The 16,662-nt window shown below is 39.0% G+C and carries 15 protein-coding genes; 4 read left to right on the top strand and 11 right to left on the bottom strand.

What is annotated here, in order from left to right; all coding sequences use genetic code 11:
• Positions 1 to 84: 84 nt before the first annotated feature.
• Positions 85 to 489, bottom strand: coding sequence for a hypothetical protein (locus V7121_RS02740; RefSeq protein ID WP_335503236.1), 405 nt, complete (start codon positions 487 to 489; stop codon positions 85 to 87).
• 175 nt (positions 490 to 664) lie between these two features.
• Positions 665 to 1,246: a TerD family protein gene (locus V7121_RS02735; RefSeq protein ID WP_335503234.1), complete on the bottom strand. Its 582-nt coding sequence runs from the start codon at positions 1,244 to 1,246 to the stop codon at positions 665 to 667.
• A 340-nt stretch (positions 1,247 to 1,586) separates the two neighbouring features.
• On the opposite strand from V7121_RS02735, the gene V7121_RS02730 reads away from it, so the two are divergent.
• Positions 1,587 to 1,961 carry a nucleotide excision repair endonuclease gene (locus V7121_RS02730; RefSeq protein ID WP_335503231.1) on the top strand — a complete coding sequence of 125 codons (375 nt, stop codon included), beginning with the start codon at positions 1,587 to 1,589 and terminating at the stop codon, positions 1,959 to 1,961.
• A gap of 69 nt (positions 1,962 to 2,030) precedes the next feature.
• On the opposite strand, the gene V7121_RS02725 is transcribed toward V7121_RS02730, so the two are convergent.
• From V7121_RS02725 to V7121_RS02715, 3 genes are all read right to left on the bottom strand, one after another.
• Positions 2,031 to 3,062 carry an ATP-grasp domain-containing protein gene (locus tag V7121_RS02725; RefSeq protein WP_335503228.1) on the bottom strand — a complete coding sequence of 344 codons (1,032 nt, stop codon included), beginning with the start codon at positions 3,060 to 3,062 and terminating at the stop codon, positions 2,031 to 2,033.
• 239 nt (positions 3,063 to 3,301) lie between these two features.
• Positions 3,302 to 4,144: a hypothetical protein gene (locus tag V7121_RS02720; protein WP_335503225.1), complete on the bottom strand. Its 843-nt coding sequence runs from the start codon at positions 4,142 to 4,144 to the stop codon at positions 3,302 to 3,304.
• 68 nt (positions 4,145 to 4,212) lie between these two features.
• Complete coding sequence (locus V7121_RS02715; protein WP_335503220.1) at positions 4,213 to 4,707, bottom strand: flavodoxin domain-containing protein; 495 nt, start codon at positions 4,705 to 4,707, stop codon at positions 4,213 to 4,215.
• Between the two features lie 281 nt (positions 4,708 to 4,988).
• Here V7121_RS02715 and V7121_RS02710 point away from each other — a divergent pair, with 281 nt between their 5' ends.
• Positions 4,989 to 7,085: a hypothetical protein gene (locus tag V7121_RS02710; protein WP_335545606.1), complete on the top strand. Its 2,097-nt coding sequence runs from the start codon at positions 4,989 to 4,991 to the stop codon at positions 7,083 to 7,085.
• A 14-nt stretch (positions 7,086 to 7,099) separates the two neighbouring features.
• Here V7121_RS02710 and V7121_RS02705 read toward each other — a convergent pair whose 3' ends face one another.
• The 6 genes from V7121_RS02705 to V7121_RS02680 all read right to left on the bottom strand — a co-directional run bounded on the left by V7121_RS02705 (position 7,100) and on the right by V7121_RS02680 (position 13,794).
• On the bottom strand, positions 7,100 to 7,828 hold the full coding sequence (locus tag V7121_RS02705) for a response regulator (protein WP_335503214.1): 729 nt from the start codon (positions 7,826 to 7,828) through the stop codon (positions 7,100 to 7,102).
• Entirely contained in the window at positions 7,791 to 9,416 is a 1,626-nt protein-coding gene (locus tag V7121_RS02700) for a sensor histidine kinase (protein ID WP_335503211.1), read from the bottom strand. Before V7121_RS02700 ends, V7121_RS02705 begins: the two co-directional genes overlap by 38 nt.
• An 82-nt stretch (positions 9,417 to 9,498) precedes the next feature.
• A complete protein-coding gene (locus tag V7121_RS02695) occupies positions 9,499 to 11,025 on the bottom strand; it encodes a tripartite tricarboxylate transporter permease (RefSeq protein WP_335545604.1) in 1,527 nt (508 codons plus the stop codon).
• Between the two features lie 94 nt (positions 11,026 to 11,119).
• Positions 11,120 to 11,575 carry a tripartite tricarboxylate transporter TctB family protein gene (locus V7121_RS02690; RefSeq protein WP_335503205.1) on the bottom strand — a complete coding sequence of 152 codons (456 nt, stop codon included), beginning with the start codon at positions 11,573 to 11,575 and terminating at the stop codon, positions 11,120 to 11,122.
• A 73-nt stretch (positions 11,576 to 11,648) separates the two neighbouring features.
• Positions 11,649 to 12,677, bottom strand: coding sequence for a Bug family tripartite tricarboxylate transporter substrate binding protein (locus tag V7121_RS02685; RefSeq protein WP_335503202.1), 1,029 nt, complete (start codon positions 12,675 to 12,677; stop codon positions 11,649 to 11,651).
• 202 nt (positions 12,678 to 12,879) lie between these two features.
• Positions 12,880 to 13,794 (bottom strand): alpha/beta hydrolase, encoded by a 915-nt coding sequence (locus V7121_RS02680; protein WP_335503199.1) that lies wholly within the window; start codon positions 13,792 to 13,794, stop codon positions 12,880 to 12,882.
• Between the two features lie 184 nt (positions 13,795 to 13,978).
• Here V7121_RS02680 and V7121_RS02675 point away from each other — a divergent pair, with 184 nt between their 5' ends.
• Complete coding sequence (locus V7121_RS02675) at positions 13,979 to 15,286, top strand: ectonucleotide pyrophosphatase/phosphodiesterase (RefSeq protein WP_335503196.1); 1,308 nt, start codon at positions 13,979 to 13,981, stop codon at positions 15,284 to 15,286.
• Positions 15,287 to 15,300: 14 nt separating this feature from the next.
• The gene (locus V7121_RS02670) at positions 15,301 to 16,575 is read left to right on the top strand and encodes an MFS transporter (RefSeq protein WP_335545601.1); all 1,275 of its coding nucleotides are present in this window, start codon (positions 15,301 to 15,303) and stop codon (positions 16,573 to 16,575) included.
• The last annotated feature ends 87 nt before the right edge of the window (positions 16,576 to 16,662 follow it).

Below are 16,662 nucleotides of genomic sequence, written 5' to 3'. Positions count from 1 at the left end.
TGGGTAACCTTCATGAGGAAACCTAAAAAAGGCGGACAAAATGTCCGCCTTTCCCGTACTGCTTCGATATTAGGTTTTACATGTTTACTGTGTCTGCTTCTTACTAAATCGATTCGAGTAAATAATTCCGAATACTAATCCAATTAACATAGCCATTAAATGCGTTGCCCCTGTCGATAAAGATAAGAAATTAATAGACATTCCGTAACTTTTATTAACCAGATTTAAGAGGATATTCTCTAAAATTGGTTTGTAAATCATAAGATACGACACAATCACCAAAGGAATAGCGAGCCACCTATGACCTATGATGTATTTAGTCAAAAGTAAATAAATGACCATTAGCACTAAAGCGAAACCGTAAACAAACCAATTTAAATATTGAAGTATAGGACCTGGTTGATCTAATAAAGCCAAGATATTAAGATAAACAATCCAAAGAATCGCAATAATAATAGAAAGAACCTGTGTTTTCAGCAAAAATCTCATAATCATACCCTCAAATCCAAATAATATAATTCTACTTTAACATATAGTGTCAGGTACCACAAAAAGACACTTTGATGAATTTGTCTGCATGGAGTGGACAAAAAAAATTGCTTTAACACGTGCATAAAAAAAGGACAAAAATCGTCTATCGACAATTTTTGTCCTTTTGATTTTTTTAGCCTACATTTAAACCGAAGTCTGTAGCGATGCGTGCTAGTCCGCCTTGGTAACCTGATCCGACCGCAGAGAATTTCCACTCACCGTTGTGTCGGTATAATTCGCCTACAATAATCGCTGTTTCTATCGAGAAATCTTCTCCTAAATCATAGCGAATGATTTCTTGGTTGGTTTCTTCATTAACAATCCGGCAGAACGCATTTGAAACCTGTCCAAAATTCTGACCGCGAGCTTCAGCATCATGAATGGTGATAACAAATGAAATTTTCTCAATTTGAGCAGGAACACCACTCAGATTAACTTTTACTTGCTCATCATCCCCATCACCTTCGCCGGTGCGGTTGTCACCAGTATGTACCACGGACCCATTTCCACCCTCAAGTTGGTTGTAGAAAACAAAATCCGCTTCAGATGTTACTTTACCGTTTGCACCCAATAAAAATATACTAGCGTCTAAATCGAAATCCTTTCCGCCATCATAACGATTTGTATCCCAGCCAAGTCCAACAACAACCTTCGATAAACCTGGATTTGTTTTTGTTAAATCCACCTTTTGCCCTTTCGACAATGAAATACCCATAAAAACACCCTTTCAATCTTTATTTTATCTCACCTTCTATTATAAATAGAAAGTTAATAACGAAGGAAACCATTTAATAGTTATTTACCAATTCAACCTAAATTAAAAAAGCATTCTGTTCATGCTTTCCCTTAAGTTTACAATTATGAGGAATATTTTTCTACTTTTAACTTTTATTTAAACAGTCCCACAAAAATCAAAGAGTTTCCATTCATTTGGTTTTGAGAAAGGAAAAATGGTTAAAATAAAGAAGTCAATTCCATTACTGGTTGTTTGTGCTATAATGAACTGTTAGCAAAACGGGTAGACCGTTTATTTTAAGCAAGGAGCGATTTTTTTAATGATTAAAATTGAAGTACCAAATCCTGATATCGTGATTACGAAAAAGAATCAAGTTGGTGAAAAAGTAGAGGCGCCGCTTAGCAGCGTTTATGGATTTACAGATTACAATAAAATCCCACGTGACAAAGGCGGGATTATTCTTTTTTCAAACGCAAATGACGAATTACTTTTTGTGGGTAAAGCTCGAAAATTACGTCCTCGGGTAAAGAGACATTTTGAAGATACGGTTTCACCAATCAAATTGCATCGTGATGAAGTCTATAAGATTGCCGTATGTGTTGTGGAAGATCCGATGGAGAGAGAAATCTATGAAACCTACCTCATCAATACATTACATGCAAAATACAATACCGAAAAAGTTTTTTATAAATAAAATTTACCAAAGAGAAAAGAGCTGATTCGAAAACGAATACCTGCTCTTTTCTTTGTTTTACAACAGTTATTAACTTATGTCTCCATATTTTAGAATCATTTCTTTTTCAATATGACTTGCCCGAATGCCAAACCTCGGTTTAACCAACTCTACCTCTTCACCCAGCAAAATTTTAATTGCAAGATATGGGATGTTGATTCCAGATAAGCAACTAAAGTGCATTCCTCCACTCATACGCGGATTGATTTCCAAAAGCTTCGGTTCACCCATTTTGTTGTATTTCACCTGGATATTAAACACATAAGGCACCCTAAATTTTTGATGAAAATCGTGGGCGATTTTAATGAGCTCTGCTTGGTCCACAAGTTCTCTAACTCTCCCATCCCCCTTCATCCGAGGAATGGCGGCATATAGTTTTTGACGGGCTGCTAAACAATCGATACTGTATTCTCTTCCTTCTAAAAACTCCATTACCATTAAATCAGGAAATATTTCTTGTTGTCCTAAAATTTCGCAGGCATAGTGATAAGGAATACGGTAGCCAGTTCCATGATTAAAAAGCTGAGTGATAGAATCAATTTGGTCTTTAATGACTCTAAATCCCTTTGCCCCTTCACTGATAACTGGTTTAAAACACACGGTATGGCCTTTTTCCTTAAGACTTTCATATGCCCTTTTAAACTCTTCGACATTATTCACAACATAATAGTCAGGAATTAAAAAATGGGTAGTTTCATTAGAAAGAAGTTGATACGTTTCCGCTTTATTATCCATCGTCTCCATCAGTTTTGAATCAGGGCAAACCAGCACTTTTACACCTAATTTTTCAAATTTGCTAAGTCTTTGAGAGATACGAACATTTTCTTTCCGTGGAATAAAAATATCGATCCCATGCTTCTGACAAAACTCTAAACAAAAACTAATATACTCCTCGCCAGACACATCCGGCTCAATGAAAGCATAATCACAATTTTGTAAATAAAGTGCATCCTTATTGGGATGGGTCCCATAAATAATAAATTTTCGCATTTCTTCGTTATCCCGAATCATATCAATGAAATGGGAAACGGTTGTAAACCATCTGTTAAACCATATCTTCATTTGAATCCTCTTCCTTGTTGTATTAAGACCTCATTCATTATTATCCTACTTGCTTATTTTTATAAGCAAAATTTGACAAAAAATTCAATCCCTCAGGGGCATCTTCATATAGATAGATAGTCCATCCACCCTTTATAACGCAAAAAAAACGTTCTGCACCAGCAGGAACGCTCAACGTAGGCAGTTAAATACACGGTTTCAACTAAATCTTAGACGTTTGTAAATTGCTTTATTATATATCATCCAATTTTTTTCAATTTCTTTCTTTTGTCTTTCACGGGTTTCATATTAAATAATAAAACTACAAAAGAACATAAGCAGCCGATACAAAATATTACCCATAAAGGCACTAAATCCATTGCACCCTTTACTCCAGCCTTTGCCTGTACAATCGAACCTAGAATTAAGATAAGATTATAGACGAACCCCTTTACATTTAGCATAATTGTGAGTACATAACCAATAGGCTTCCGCTTCCAGAGGTAATAAGCAGCTACACAACATAAGGGGACCACAAAGGTTAAATCTAACGAAGCTACCAGGTTGTTTGTAGCATCTAAATTAACCATAATTTGCGGGGACTCGCCTGTTATAACAAAATTTATCCATTGTGAAATCCACGCACCCCCAAGGGTTAGCGCTAATAAGATCATAAAAATGCTAATACCCTTGACAGGAGTTTTCTTCGCAAATGACTTTTCAATTTTGTTATAGTCCAGATAGATTAATCCGAAAACTAATGTAAACATGGACAAAGAGAAAATAGTCGTATAAATAATAAAAAAAGAGTTTAGTGCTGCTCCGAATAAATAGTAAGAATAATTATATATAGTAAAATTAATCATTCCTAACCAAACTAGTTGACCTCGAAGAGAACCACGTAGAGATAGAACCAATGCTGCACACATCAGCGGGAGGCCAATGCCTAGTACAATAAGGTCATTTGCATACCATGCATTTAAAGCAAAACTACTGCTATCCTTATACAAATCACGAAGAAATAATCCGCCCGTTGTAGCGACAAGTGTTAACAAAACGATCATCATTGTCAGTTTATAAGCTGATTTCAATGAGGAGTTCATAAAATTCCACTCCCTATCTTCTATTTATAATAGAAGCCTTAAAAATCTTCAATCAGGAAATTTTTCAACTAGACTCTAACTTTTATATTATTTAATTTTGAAGCAAATTCTTTAATGGCTTCATAATCTAAATTCGATTGATCTATCGTTGCTCCGCTGACCTTTTTTACAATTTGCTTTTCAAAAAAATTCATTTCGGACAATAAAAATTCTCCTCCAAATAATCCCATTGCTGCGGAGTTTTTCCGTAATTCTTGTGGGAAGGCATTGTTAAATTGTTCAATGGCTGTCTCACCATCGCGCATACAGCAAAGGAAAAGTCCGACTTCTTTTTCCAAAAGGGTATTAAGATTATGACTAATAAACTGTTTTATTTTTCTTTGAATATTTCCAACATGGATTGAGCCGCCAATAATAACGGTATCGTAATCTCGAAGATCAAACTTCACATTCTCTCGCTTCAAATCAACCGCTAAAATCTCTCCTTTAAGACTTTCACTTAAAAATCTCACAGCCTTTTCTGTTGTTCCATGGGATGAGCAATAAACAATCAAACTTTTCATCTCTTACCCCTCCTTCGATTTCAAAAACAGTAAATATGAAACGTTATGAGGCCAGCTAAATAAGTTCTATTAATATTATATAACGAACAGCTTCACTTAACTGTAATAATATTGGCAATATTATTACAAATATTCCTTGGTGTCAGGTACCATGTGAACTACTGCACATTCATTTCTGAAGCTCTTTTGTGAATAACTATACATGGTACCTGACACCTAACAAAGGTGTCAGGTACCAAATTCATGAATAATATGTAGGAATTAAACATGGAGGTGAAGAGATGAATCTTTTTGAGTTTCCTTTAATTTTATCGGGGCCAATGGTTCGGAGGGTGGAACCAACTCAAATATATATTTGGATTGCGACGAGCAAACGATATGAAATTGCAGCGGACCTATATAGAATGGATCAGCATAACGGGGATCAAAACGTTCAATATCAATTACTTGAAACGGGGAGTGAACTTAAAGCGGTTAAGGTCGGCAAACGACTATATGTAAATCTCATTAAAGTTACCCCGGTAAATGATTTATTTCCGACAAACACGATGCTTGGTTACAATCTCCATTTTACTCGTAATTCTGACCATCATGATTTAGAAACTCTTCAGCTCCTCACCCCTGGAACCCCTCACTCGATTTTATATGGCACACTTAAATATCCCACCTTTCAGATTAAAAACGGGGGGAAGAGCAATATCTTATATGGCTCCTGTCGAAAACCACATGGGGACGGAGAGGATACCCTTGCTATTGCCGACTCCATTCTTGAAAAAGAACATTTCAATCTAGAAAATCGTCCTGACGCACTGTTTCTCATGGGTGACCAGATCTATGCCGATGATGTGGCTGATCCAATCATCGCGAGTTTATCCACTTTAGGTGACGCATTAATCGGACAAACGGAGCCGCTGCACCAAATAGACAGCCGGCTTGATCAAGAACCTTTCCGTACGACACTTAATCAGATAAATGGCAGACAATATATCATGGAGAATTTTTGCCAATTCACTTCCTCACAGGCTCATAACCACTTAATGAAGCTAGGGGAATTTGCCGCCATGTACCTGTTGTCGTGGAGTCCAGCCCTATGGGAGGAAGCACAAAGGAAGAAATTATTTAGATCCTTTGAAGAAGCTAAAACAGACAATTTGATTCATTTTGTCTTTCCAAATGAAGATGTTCATTCCAAGAATCATAGGTCTGAACAAAAACAGCTCAAAATGCGTTACCAAGAACAAGAGGAATCTTTGATTGACTTTCAACAATCCCTTTATTCCATTCGTCGGCTGCTTGCCAATATCCCCACTTATATGATCTTTGATGACCATGACATTACCGATGACTGGAACATTTCGGAAAATTGGAAGATGAATGTCTCCACTACTCCTTTAGGCAGGCATGTGATTGCCAACGGACTCACCGCATATTGGGCCTTTCAAGGCTGGGGTAACGAGCCGGATGCTTTTGAGGAAGATTTCCTTGCAATCATGAAATCCTATTTGAAAAAATTAAGAAATGGGTACGTAACTTCTTCAAGACATGAAAAATGGGTTAACAAACTCTGGAGATTCGATTCATGGCACTTTGTCGCCCCTACCCATCCAATGTCAGTTTTTCTAGATACACGAACACAGCGTGAGTATGATTCAGAACCCAAGGCAGTGAAAATCGGTCAAATCATTCAAGAAACATCAAACCCGCCACAACTCGTTAGTAACTCCGGCTGGTCGCTTGTCACAAACAAGTTACTAACCAGCGGCTGGAAAAGCCAAACGTCCTTAATTGTTGTTTCCGCAACACCAGTTTACGGTATGGGTCTGATTGAGTCCTTTTTACATGATTATGTCTACCCTTTTAAAATCCTTGGGGTCGAGGTGCAAACATCCTTTGATTTCGAGGCATGGAAGTATAATGGGAAAGGCTTTACCGAATTACTCCAGCAAGTAGCCGCTTGGAATCCTTCCATGTGCATTTTTTTATCAGGCGACGTTCATTATGCCTCTGCGGTCAAGGCAACGGTCACATTTGCTGATGGCCGCGAGTTACCCATCGAGCAATATACGAGCAGTCCCTTTAAAAATATGAGTTTTTCTGGGGTATGGGGCTCAATGATGAAAACAGTCATAACCGTCAATTCACTGAAAAGAAAAAATAAAGATATCCACCGAATTTGTGACCCTGCTTATCAGATTACACATGTGGAAGCCGAGGAGATGGGTCAAGAAACTCCATTTCTATGGCAGGATCAATTAAGATATCAGACTTTAGAAAAGGGCTCGATTATTGAAACAAACAACAATCTCGGCCTACTATCGATTTCAGCCGAGCAAACCATCAACACTTTACTTAAAAAAGTTGAAGAAGGCTCACGTTAGAGCCTTCTTTCTGTTTAAACATTATGTTGTTTGGATTCTTTCCTTACCAAATAGACTCGTTCAGGACGTCCAACTGTTCCGTAAGCTAAATCTGCTTCAATTTTTTCTTCGGAGATGAGATGCTCAAGATACCTTCTCGCCGTTGTTCTGCTCACACCAATTTCCTTAGCCACCACTTCTGCCGTTAACCCGCCATCCATTTTCGACAGAACCTCCAAAACCTTTTCAAGTGTTAGCGGATCAATCCCCTTTGGCAGGTAGAGTTTTTCGCTCAAAGAGCGGTCGATTTCTTTTCGGAGCAGCTTGTCCACCTGCTGCTGGGTAACATGATGATGTTCAGTTCTCAATTCTACAATTTTAAGATGAAAATCCTGATATGCAAGCAATGATTGTTTAAATCGCTCGAAAACCACTGGTTTAATAATATAATCAAACACCCCGATGCTAATCGCCTCTTGTACCTGATGGATTTCTTTTGTAGCTGTAATCATAATGACATCCATTTGTTTGGTTTGCTGTTTTGTTTCTTTAAGCAAATCAATTCCATTCATGTCAGGAAAGTATACATCTAACAAAAGAAGATCGGGCTGTAATAGCTCGATATACGTCTTGGCTTCAATATAACTTGCAGCTATGCCAACCGTTTGAAATCCAGGTATCTGTTCAATAAACCGTTTTTGAATTTCGGCAATCCGTAAGTCATCCTCAACAATTAACACTTCTATATCCGAGTTCTTCTTCATCGAAACACCCCCTGCTTTTTGGGACAGCTACTGTAAAAATCGTCCCCTCACCTGGATTGGAAGTAAAAGTGATAGATCCCCCTAAACCTCTTATTGCTTCCTTTACAAGACTTAAGCCAATACCTGCATTGTTTTGCCGGTTTTTCGTAGAAAAGCCATTTTGAAAAATTTGTTCACCGTGATTCGTGTGAATCCCCTTCCCGTTATCATCTACCTCAATAATTAGTTCTTTTCCTAAATCTGTTAGAAATAAGGAAACTCTTTTTTCAACTTTTTCGTTTTCTCTTACAGCCTCAAACGCATTATTAACAAGGTTACCGATAATCGTCACTAACGTATCCCTGCTGATCTCATCTGGAACATCGATAAAACTACTATCCCGATCAATAATAAAATTAATTTTCAACTCACTTGCTAAACTAGCTTTTCCTAAGATAAATCCAGCTATAATCGGGTCTGGTATTTCTTTCATTAAAAAGCTAATGAAACCTTGCGCGACATCCACTTCTCTTGATATGAAATCAATCGCTTCCTTATAGGAACCCAGCTGGATCAAGCCAAGCAATGTGTATAACCTATTTGAGTATTCATGCGTCTGAGCACGAAGTCCTTCCGCGTAAGCCTTCACATGAGACAATTCCTGCATCAGCTTAGACAGTTCTGACTTATTTCTGAAGCTAGCCACTGCCCCAATGACCTCTCCCTTTTTATTAAAAATAGGAATCCGATTAACCAAAAATACTTCACCCAAAATAGGAAACTCTCGATCATACTCCGCAAGTCCCGTACGGACCACCTCATATAAATGTGTATTTTCAATCACATCATCAATATATTTTCCGCGAAGAAGGACCTGGTTAGGAACATTGAGAATTTTATGAGCGGTTTCATTGACGACGGTAATTCGCCCACTTGTATCAATCGCAATAATTCCTTCGTGAATCGATTCTAGTATGGCATGTTTTTCTTGGTACATCCATGCGATTTCTTTCGGCTCGAGTCCGAAAATTGCCTTCTTAATATTTAAGGAGATTAATAAGGCAGCTAGTAATCCACCTACTAATATAATCATCGTTGCAATAAAGATTTTTCTTCTAATCTTTGATACTTCTCTTTCAATTTCCGTTTGAAGATAACCAACGGATACAACACCAATCACCTTTCCACCGTTGAAAATAGGTGCCTTACCCCTTAATGATGGCCCCAGTGTTCCGATAGACTCAGAGATGACCGATTCCCCTTTAAAGACCCGTTCGTTATCTCCTCCCACCATTTTTTGTCCTAATCGGTCAGGGTCTGGATGGGAATAGCGTATTTCGTTACGATTTCCGATAACAATAAATTCAGCGCCTATCTGTTTTCGAATTTTTTCAGCGATTGGTTGTATCGTCGCTGCCGGGTCTTCACTGAAGAAAGCCTTTTGGATCTCTGGCATATTTGAAACGGTTTGAGCAACAGATAAAGCCTTCGTTCCCATTTCATGCTTCAGATTAGATTCCATGATATTTTTAAAAGTTACATCAAATATCCCGCCAATTAACAGGATTAAGATGATAATGCCGAGCATCAATTTTGTATGTAATCGCATTCATGACACCTCTTCTTCTATCATATAGAAAAAAACTCCTCAAAAAAAGGAGTTTTTTGCAATAATCTGAAATATATAAATTTTACGTTTCCTCATTAATCACAACATTTTTCCCTTTCATCTTCATGATTACTGGGATGATTAACCAAAGAACGGTCATAATTAAGAATCCAAGTGAAATTGGACGAGTCACAAACGGACCAAAGTCTCCATTTGAAATGGTTAACGCCCGGCGCAGATTGTTCTCGATCATTGGACCTAATACCAGCCCTAACACTAAAGGTGCTATCGGGTAATCATGTTTGTTTAGAAAATAACCTACAATACCGCAGCCTAATAATAATAGAAGATCATTGGTCGAAACTTGAACCGCATAAACTCCGAAAATCGAAATCGCAATGATCATCGGTATCAAATATTTCTTAGGTGTCTGGATAATTTTCGCAAAAACCTTAACGAGCGGGAGGTTGAGAACAAGCAGCATGATATTTCCAATAAACATACTCGCAATTAACCCCCATGCTACCTGGGGATGATCCTCAAATAATAACGGACCTGGCTGAACATTATACATCATGAGTGCCCCCATCAGGATCGCGGTTGTCCCAGAGCCAGGAATTCCTAAAGTTAATAAAGGTATCATCGCCCCCCCTGAGGCAGCATTATTTGCAGATTCTGGCGCCGCAACACCGGCAATCGCGCCCGTTCCAAATTTTGATGGGTCTTTAGAAATCTTTTTTTCTAAAATGTAAGAAAAGAAGGATGCTAGTGTGGCCCCTGCTCCAGGTAAAATACCGATAAAGAAACCTAATAAAGATCCACGGGCAATCGGTCCAGCCGATTCTTTCAACTCGTCTTTTGAAGGCAATAGATTATTAATCTTTGCCATCTCTCCATCCTCTTCTTCTTTTTCTAAAATGGTCTTAAACACTTCACCTAAGGCAAATAAGCCTACGGCAATCGTCAAGAATTCAATTCCTTGGTATAACCATGGAAGATCAAAGGTAAAACGGGCAATCCCTGAAACATTGTCAATTCCGATTGTCGCAAGTAATAACCCACAAACCGTCATGATTAACGCCTTCGTCACTGACTTCCCGGCCAGCCCGCTGACTGCACCAAGTCCTAAGAGCATAAGAGAAAAGTATTCAGCCGGCCCGAATTTAAGGGCTAGATTGGACAATGGTTTTGCTAAAGCAATTAACGCAACTAACGTAACAATACCGGCTACAAAGGAACCAATCGCTGCAATCGATAAAGCGCTCCCGGCTCGTCCCTTCTTTGCCATTTGATAACCATCTAAAGTGGTTACTACGGAAGATGACTCACCGGGTGTATTTAATAGAATTGAAGTGGTCGAACCTCCATACATGGCACCGTAGTATACACCAGCAAGTAGAATAATCGCACTCGTTGCCGCTTGTTCTGGTGGAAGCCCGCCAGTCATCGAAGCCGTAACAGGAATAAGCAAAGCCACGCCGCTCATCGGACCAATTCCCGGTAACACCCCAACCGCCGTCCCAATTAATACTCCAACAAAAGCAAAAATCAAATTATACCAAATAAGTGCAGATCCAAACCCCTGTATCAAATAATCAATCGTATTCATAAAGCTTCCCCCTCTCCTTAGAAAAATTGTGGTACCTGACACCCTTTCTACTGTCCTACTGTGACAAATGAACCCGGACACTGTTCTTAAATGCTTAGTTAAACCAAATCGGCCACCCTGGAAGTGTTCCTTTTAAAACTTCGACAAACAGGAAATAAACGAGACCTGAAAACAGTGCAGCTATGATAAGCGAGGTGAGCCACTTGGCCCGCTCCATTGTTTGAAAACAGACAAATAAAAAGATAAAGGTTGTAATCACATAGCCTATGATTTCTAGCGTCAAAATGTAGACGAGTGTGGCGGCCACAATGATGATAAAAGGCTTATACTGCAAGGTTTCTTTTTTGCTTTTCTCCGTTTTTCCAGTAAATGTTTCATAAAATAAGCGGATACTTAAGATCACTAGAAAACCACCGAGAAAAAATGGAAAGATATCCGGACCAACTACACTTCCATAGGAGGAGCTGGCAATATTTCTGCTTCCGATAACAAATAAGGTTCCTACAGTGAGAAACAATATAGCAGCGATACGGTCAAATTTTATGTCCATTTGAATCTCTCCAATCCGTTTACATAAAAATCAAAGGGAAGGAGAAAGAACTTCCTTCCAGCTTGTAAAATTTTTATTTCTGCATACCTAGTGCTTCTAATAATTGCTGTACTTGTGTTTCTTGATCAGCTAAGAACTTTTTAAAATCCGCGCCATTTTTATACTCTAATTCCCAACCTTCTGTCTCGACTTCCTTCTTCCACTCAGGGGATTGAACTAACTTATCAATCGTCTTTTCCCAATAGGTTTTTGCTTCTGCTGACATTTTTTCTGGTCCAAACACCCCACGCCAAATGGTGAATTCTGCGTCTACGCCTTGTTCCTTCGCCGTTGGAACATCTTTAAAATCGCCAGCTAAACGTTCGTTTGAAGTAATGGCCAGCACGCGGACCTTACCAGCTCTAAGAAATTCTTTCACACTAGAGGCATCAGTCCCAATGACATCTGCGTTACCTCCAAGTAATGCTGTAATTGCTTCACCACCTCCATCATAGGAAACATATTTAATTTTGGTTGGGTCAACCCCGTATTTATAGGCTGGTAGAATAGAAACTAAATGGTCCATTGAGCCCGGTGCGGACCCACCAGCAAAAGTCAACTTACTAGGATCCTTCTTCACCTCTTCCAACACTGATTTTAGATCTTTGAATTTGGAATCTGTTTTAACTACAATCACGCCATAGTCTTTCGTAAGCTGTGCTAATGGCGTTGTATTTTTATAACCGTACGGGCTGTTTCCTTCTTTCTTTAGGTTGTTAATAATAATTGGCGGTGAATTGACAAACAGCATGTCATTATTTTCAACCTGCTGGGTGGCATATTCGGCCATGAATACAGCGCCACCGCCACCAGGCTTGTTCTCAACTGTTAATGGCTGCTTGACTAGCTTTGTCTCACTTAACACCTTTGTAAACGAGCGAGCAGTTAAATCCCAACCCCCACCTGCTCCTGATGGAGCAACGACGCTAATCGCTTTTGTTGGATAACCGGTTCCTTCTGCTTTTTTTCCTGAGCTTGCTGTTTCTTTACTGCTGCAAGCCCCCAAACTTAATGCCAAAGCTCCTGCACACATGACTGCTGAAATTCTTTTAATCGAAAACATTTCATTTCCCCCTTTGTAAACGTTTTCTCTACGTTTTCTTAATTTTACAAAAATTATAAAGAATGCATAGATTATTCATTTAAACAGCATTAAAAACTTAACTATCATTTTGTTCATAAAGTTCATGAAGTTCCTATGTGATGAATAAAACGAAAAGAACTCCTGCATCTTGATGCAGAAGTTCTTGGTTTTCTTTAAAAGTTTATTTAAGGACTTTCTTTATGTAGTTACCTATTTCATTAATAGCCTTCTTCGCCTCTGGTAATCGTTCACCACTTATCTGCCAAACATGCCACATTTTGTCCCATATTTTAAAGGTGACCTCGACGCCTGCCTCTCGTGCTTTTTTTGCCAATAACTCCGCATCACTTTGCAAAATTTCATGATTACCCGCTTGGATAAATAAGGGCGGGAAACCCGTAAGATCAGCAAATACAGGTGAAATAAGCGGATGATCGAGGGGGGTCTTATGCCCTGAATACATTAGCGCGGCATCTCTAACTCCTTGGACCGTTAAATAGGGATCCATCTTTTTATTTTTCCGGTAACTTTCTCCGCTGCTTGTTAAGTCGACCCATGGTGATAAACAAATAATTGCCCTTGGCAGCGGCTCGTTCTGATCTCTTAAGACTAGAGTGGATGCTATACTTAAGCCCCCTCCTGCTGAGTCACCTGCAAAAATAATATTGGCAGGATCATACCCTTGACGCACGAGCCAGCGGTACACACTGACGGCATCTTCGATGGCAGCAGGAAAAGGATGTTCCGGTGCGAGGCGATATTCTGGAAATAGAACCTTCATACCAGCCGCCTTCCCGATACTAGCTGCAAGTGGGCGATGGGTATTAGCTGAGCAAAATGCATAACCCCCGCCATGTAAATAAAGGATTACTTTTTCATCCGAACTGTTTTCGGACGAAAGCCACTCTGCATACAATCCTTCAATTTCGATTTTCTGAACCTTACAATTTTTCGGCAGTTTAGCTAACTTTCTAGCAAACGTATCCAGCATTTGCCTTTTTTCATCCATACCCCTTTCTGAAATACCCTTCCTTAACGAACGTTCGACCGAAAGTTTAATTCCCTTCTCAAATAAAAAACTTCGAAAACTTGCCATCTCTCAACATCCTTCGAAATCCAAATTTTGTTAATATCATTATACTAGAAAAACCTTTTTATAAAATAGGGAGGATTTTATTGTTTTCGGAAATTTTGTAAACATTCATACGAATTCTTCCATTTCCGCCTACCTGTAGTACAATGGAAGTATCTGTTAGACTTTTTCGGAGGTTTTTCATTTTATGAATCGATTGACAAAACATTTAGTTATCATTTCATTTGATTGCCTTTCAGCTTTAGATTTCCCACTTTTAACCGAACTCCCACATTTTCAAACCATATTAAAAAACGGCACCTTGGTCAAAGAGGTTAAATCTATCTACCCATCGGTCACCTATCCTTGTCACGCAACCATTGTGACGGGTAATTATCCAAAGCGGCATGGGGTCATTAATAATACCCTGTTACAGCCAGGGGTACTTTCTCCCGATTGGAATTGGTACCGGGATTGTATACAAGGAACCACGTTATATGACGAAGCGAAAAAAGCTAATTTGACAACGGCCGCCTTATTGTGGCCTGTAACCGCGAAAGCAAATATTGACTACAATATGCCAGAAATTTTTGCGAATCGCCCCTGGCATAACCAAATTCTTGTCTCGCTGATGAGTGGAAGCCCGCGCTATCAATGGGACCTCAATAGACGTTATGGTCATCTTCGTAATGGCCTGAATCAACCGGAATTGGATAACTTTGTCTTAGAGTCCACAGTCGATACGATCAAAACAAAGAAACCAAATCTATTAATGGTTCACTTTACTGATTTAGATACACAGCGACATTACCATGGGTTCTCGTCCAAGGAAGCAATCGCCGCGATTGAACGTCACAATTATAGACTGGGCAGAATTATCAATGCGTTAATAGAATGTGGCATTTATGAGAATTCCACAGTGGTTGTTTTAGGGGACCATAGTGCTTTAGATGAAAATAGAGCGATAAACCTCAATGTATTATTCCATCAAAAAGGTTTGATCACCTCAAACGGTAAAGGAAAAATAATTAATTGGAAAGCGTATTGTAAAAGTTGTGATGGCTCTGCATATATTTACATAAAAGACCCTCACGATACCTCAACCTTACATGAAGTAAGGCAATTAGTAGATTCATTGCTTGATAATCCAGAAAGTGGGATTGAATCTGCTCTCACCGGTGCACAAGCTTCAGAAAAAGGAGCAGATGGAACTTGTGCCTTTATGCTTGAAGCTCAAAGAGGATATTTCTTTTTAGAAGACTTCGAAGGGGAATTTATCAAAACCATTACGAAGGAGGATGTCAGCAGGGATCATAAGTACACCTTAGCATGTCATGGCTATTCACCTGAGAAAGAAGAATATGGAACGATTTTTATGGCAGCTGGAAAAGGAATTCAAGCAGTTACCCTGCCTTCAATCCGTCTCATTGATGAAGGCCCCACATTTGCCCGTCTTCTTGGTTTAGATTTAGGCCAGACAGATGGAAAAGTTATCGAAGAGATTTTGAAAATTTAAAAGGGGGAAAATCTATGAGCCGGATGTCAAAGCAAGAAAAGAGCTGGGTGCTATATGATTGGGCAAACTCTGCATATTCCATTCTCATAACTACAGCGATATTTCCATTGTATTTTAAAGCAGCGGCAAAAGAGGCAGGACTTGCAGCTTCGACCTCTACAGCTTATTGGGGCTATGCTAATTCCTTTGCTACCCTGCTAATTTCGCTTTGTGCCCCTATTTTGGGCAGTATCGCCGACTTCAAAGGATTAAAAAAACGCCTGTTTACCTTTTTCTTTGCATTAGGAATTGTCTTTACCCTGCTCCTCGCAGTGGTCCCAAGTAATCAATGGCTTCTTTTATTAATTTGCTATATGGTTACCGTAATTGGCTTCGGGGGGACAAATATTTTCTATGATGCCTTTCTAGTCGATGTAACGAGCGAGGACCGGATGAATCAAGTATCATCACGCGGCTATGCAATGGGTTATATCGGCAGCACCATCCCTTTTATTATCAGTATTGCTCTCATTATATTATCCCAGCAGAATATCATTCCCCTCTCTGTAACTGTTGCAAGTCAAGCGGCCTTTGCGATAACCGCCCTATGGTGGGGATTATTCACGATTCCCATGCTTAAAAATGTCCAGCAGGTTTATTATAAAGAGCCTGTTCTAAACCCAATCTCTAATGGCTTTAAACAACTGTTTGATACCTTCAAAAAAATCAAACTGTACCGACCATTGTTTCTGTTCTTAATTGCTTACTTCTTTTATATTGATGGCGTCAATACGATTATTACCATGTCAACAGCCTATGGCTCCGACTTAGGCATTACATCTACGAACCTATTAATTATATTATTTGCGACCCAAGTGGTGGCCGCACCGTTTGCCATTTTATATGGGAAACTAGCTGATAAATTCAAAGGTAAAACGATGTTGCTCGTGGGAATCTTTATTTATATCGTTATTTGTACGTATGCCTATTTCTTAAAGACGACGTTAGATTTTTGGATCTTAGCGATGCTCGTTGCATCCTCTCAAGGTGGAATACAAGCCCTAAGCCGTTCCTACTTTGCGAAGCTCGTTCCAAAGGAAAATGCCAATGAATTCTTTGGCTTTTATAGTATTTTTTATAAATTTGCAGCAATATTAGGGCCATTCCTGGTTGGCTTCACGGCTCAGATTACTGGCAATACAAACAGCGGTGTGTTTAGCTTAATACTTCTTTTCATTATCGGAGGAGTCATACTCCTTCGTGTTCCGGAGTCAACCAATATCTCACAGTCGAATTCAATTTCTCAATAAAATTAATAGACCTCATCGATGAGGTCTATTTTTTTAGTTGGTTTCTACCATTCGCTGATTGAACTCTAAAATTCGCTGATTGAACTT

Source organism: Neobacillus drentensis, from assembly GCF_036962125.1.
Taxonomy (GTDB): Bacteria; Bacillota; Bacilli; order Bacillales; family Cytobacillaceae; genus Neobacillus; species Neobacillus drentensis_B.
This window is presented reverse-complemented; position numbering and strand designations above follow the sequence as displayed.

Coding starts and splice junctions, on each gene's coding strand:
- V7121_RS02685 (WP_335503202.1), bottom strand. CDS start 12,677: ATGTTTTCGATTAAAAGAATTTCAGCAGTCATGTGTGCAGGAGCTTTG.
- V7121_RS02725 (WP_335503228.1), bottom strand. CDS start 3,062: ATGAAGATATGGTTTAACAGATGGTTTACAACCGTTTCCCATTTCATT.
- V7121_RS02700 (WP_335503211.1), bottom strand. CDS start 9,416: ATGCGATTACATACAAAATTGATGCTCGGCATTATCATCTTAATCCTG.
- V7121_RS02670 (WP_335545601.1), top strand. CDS start 15,301: ATGAGCCGGATGTCAAAGCAAGAAAAGAGCTGGGTGCTATATGATTGG.
- V7121_RS02715 (WP_335503220.1), bottom strand. CDS start 4,707: ATGAAAAGTTTGATTGTTTATTGCTCATCCCATGGAACAACAGAAAAG.
- V7121_RS02675 (WP_335503196.1), top strand. CDS start 13,979: ATGAATCGATTGACAAAACATTTAGTTATCATTTCATTTGATTGCCTT.
- V7121_RS02740 (WP_335503236.1), bottom strand. CDS start 489: ATGAGATTTTTGCTGAAAACACAGGTTCTTTCTATTATTATTGCGATT.
- V7121_RS02695 (WP_335545604.1), bottom strand. CDS start 11,025: ATGAATACGATTGATTATTTGATACAGGGGTTTGGATCTGCACTTATT.
- V7121_RS02735 (WP_335503234.1), bottom strand. CDS start 1,246: ATGGGTATTTCATTGTCGAAAGGGCAAAAGGTGGATTTAACAAAAACA.
- V7121_RS02730 (WP_335503231.1), top strand. CDS start 1,587: ATGATTAAAATTGAAGTACCAAATCCTGATATCGTGATTACGAAAAAG.
- V7121_RS02720 (WP_335503225.1), bottom strand. CDS start 4,144: ATGAACTCCTCATTGAAATCAGCTTATAAACTGACAATGATGATCGTT.
- V7121_RS02690 (WP_335503205.1), bottom strand. CDS start 11,575: ATGGACATAAAATTTGACCGTATCGCTGCTATATTGTTTCTCACTGTA.
- V7121_RS02705 (WP_335503214.1), bottom strand. CDS start 7,828: ATGAAGAAGAACTCGGATATAGAAGTGTTAATTGTTGAGGATGACTTA.
- V7121_RS02680 (WP_335503199.1), bottom strand. CDS start 13,794: ATGGCAAGTTTTCGAAGTTTTTTATTTGAGAAGGGAATTAAACTTTCG.
- V7121_RS02710 (WP_335545606.1), top strand. CDS start 4,989: ATGAATCTTTTTGAGTTTCCTTTAATTTTATCGGGGCCAATGGTTCGG.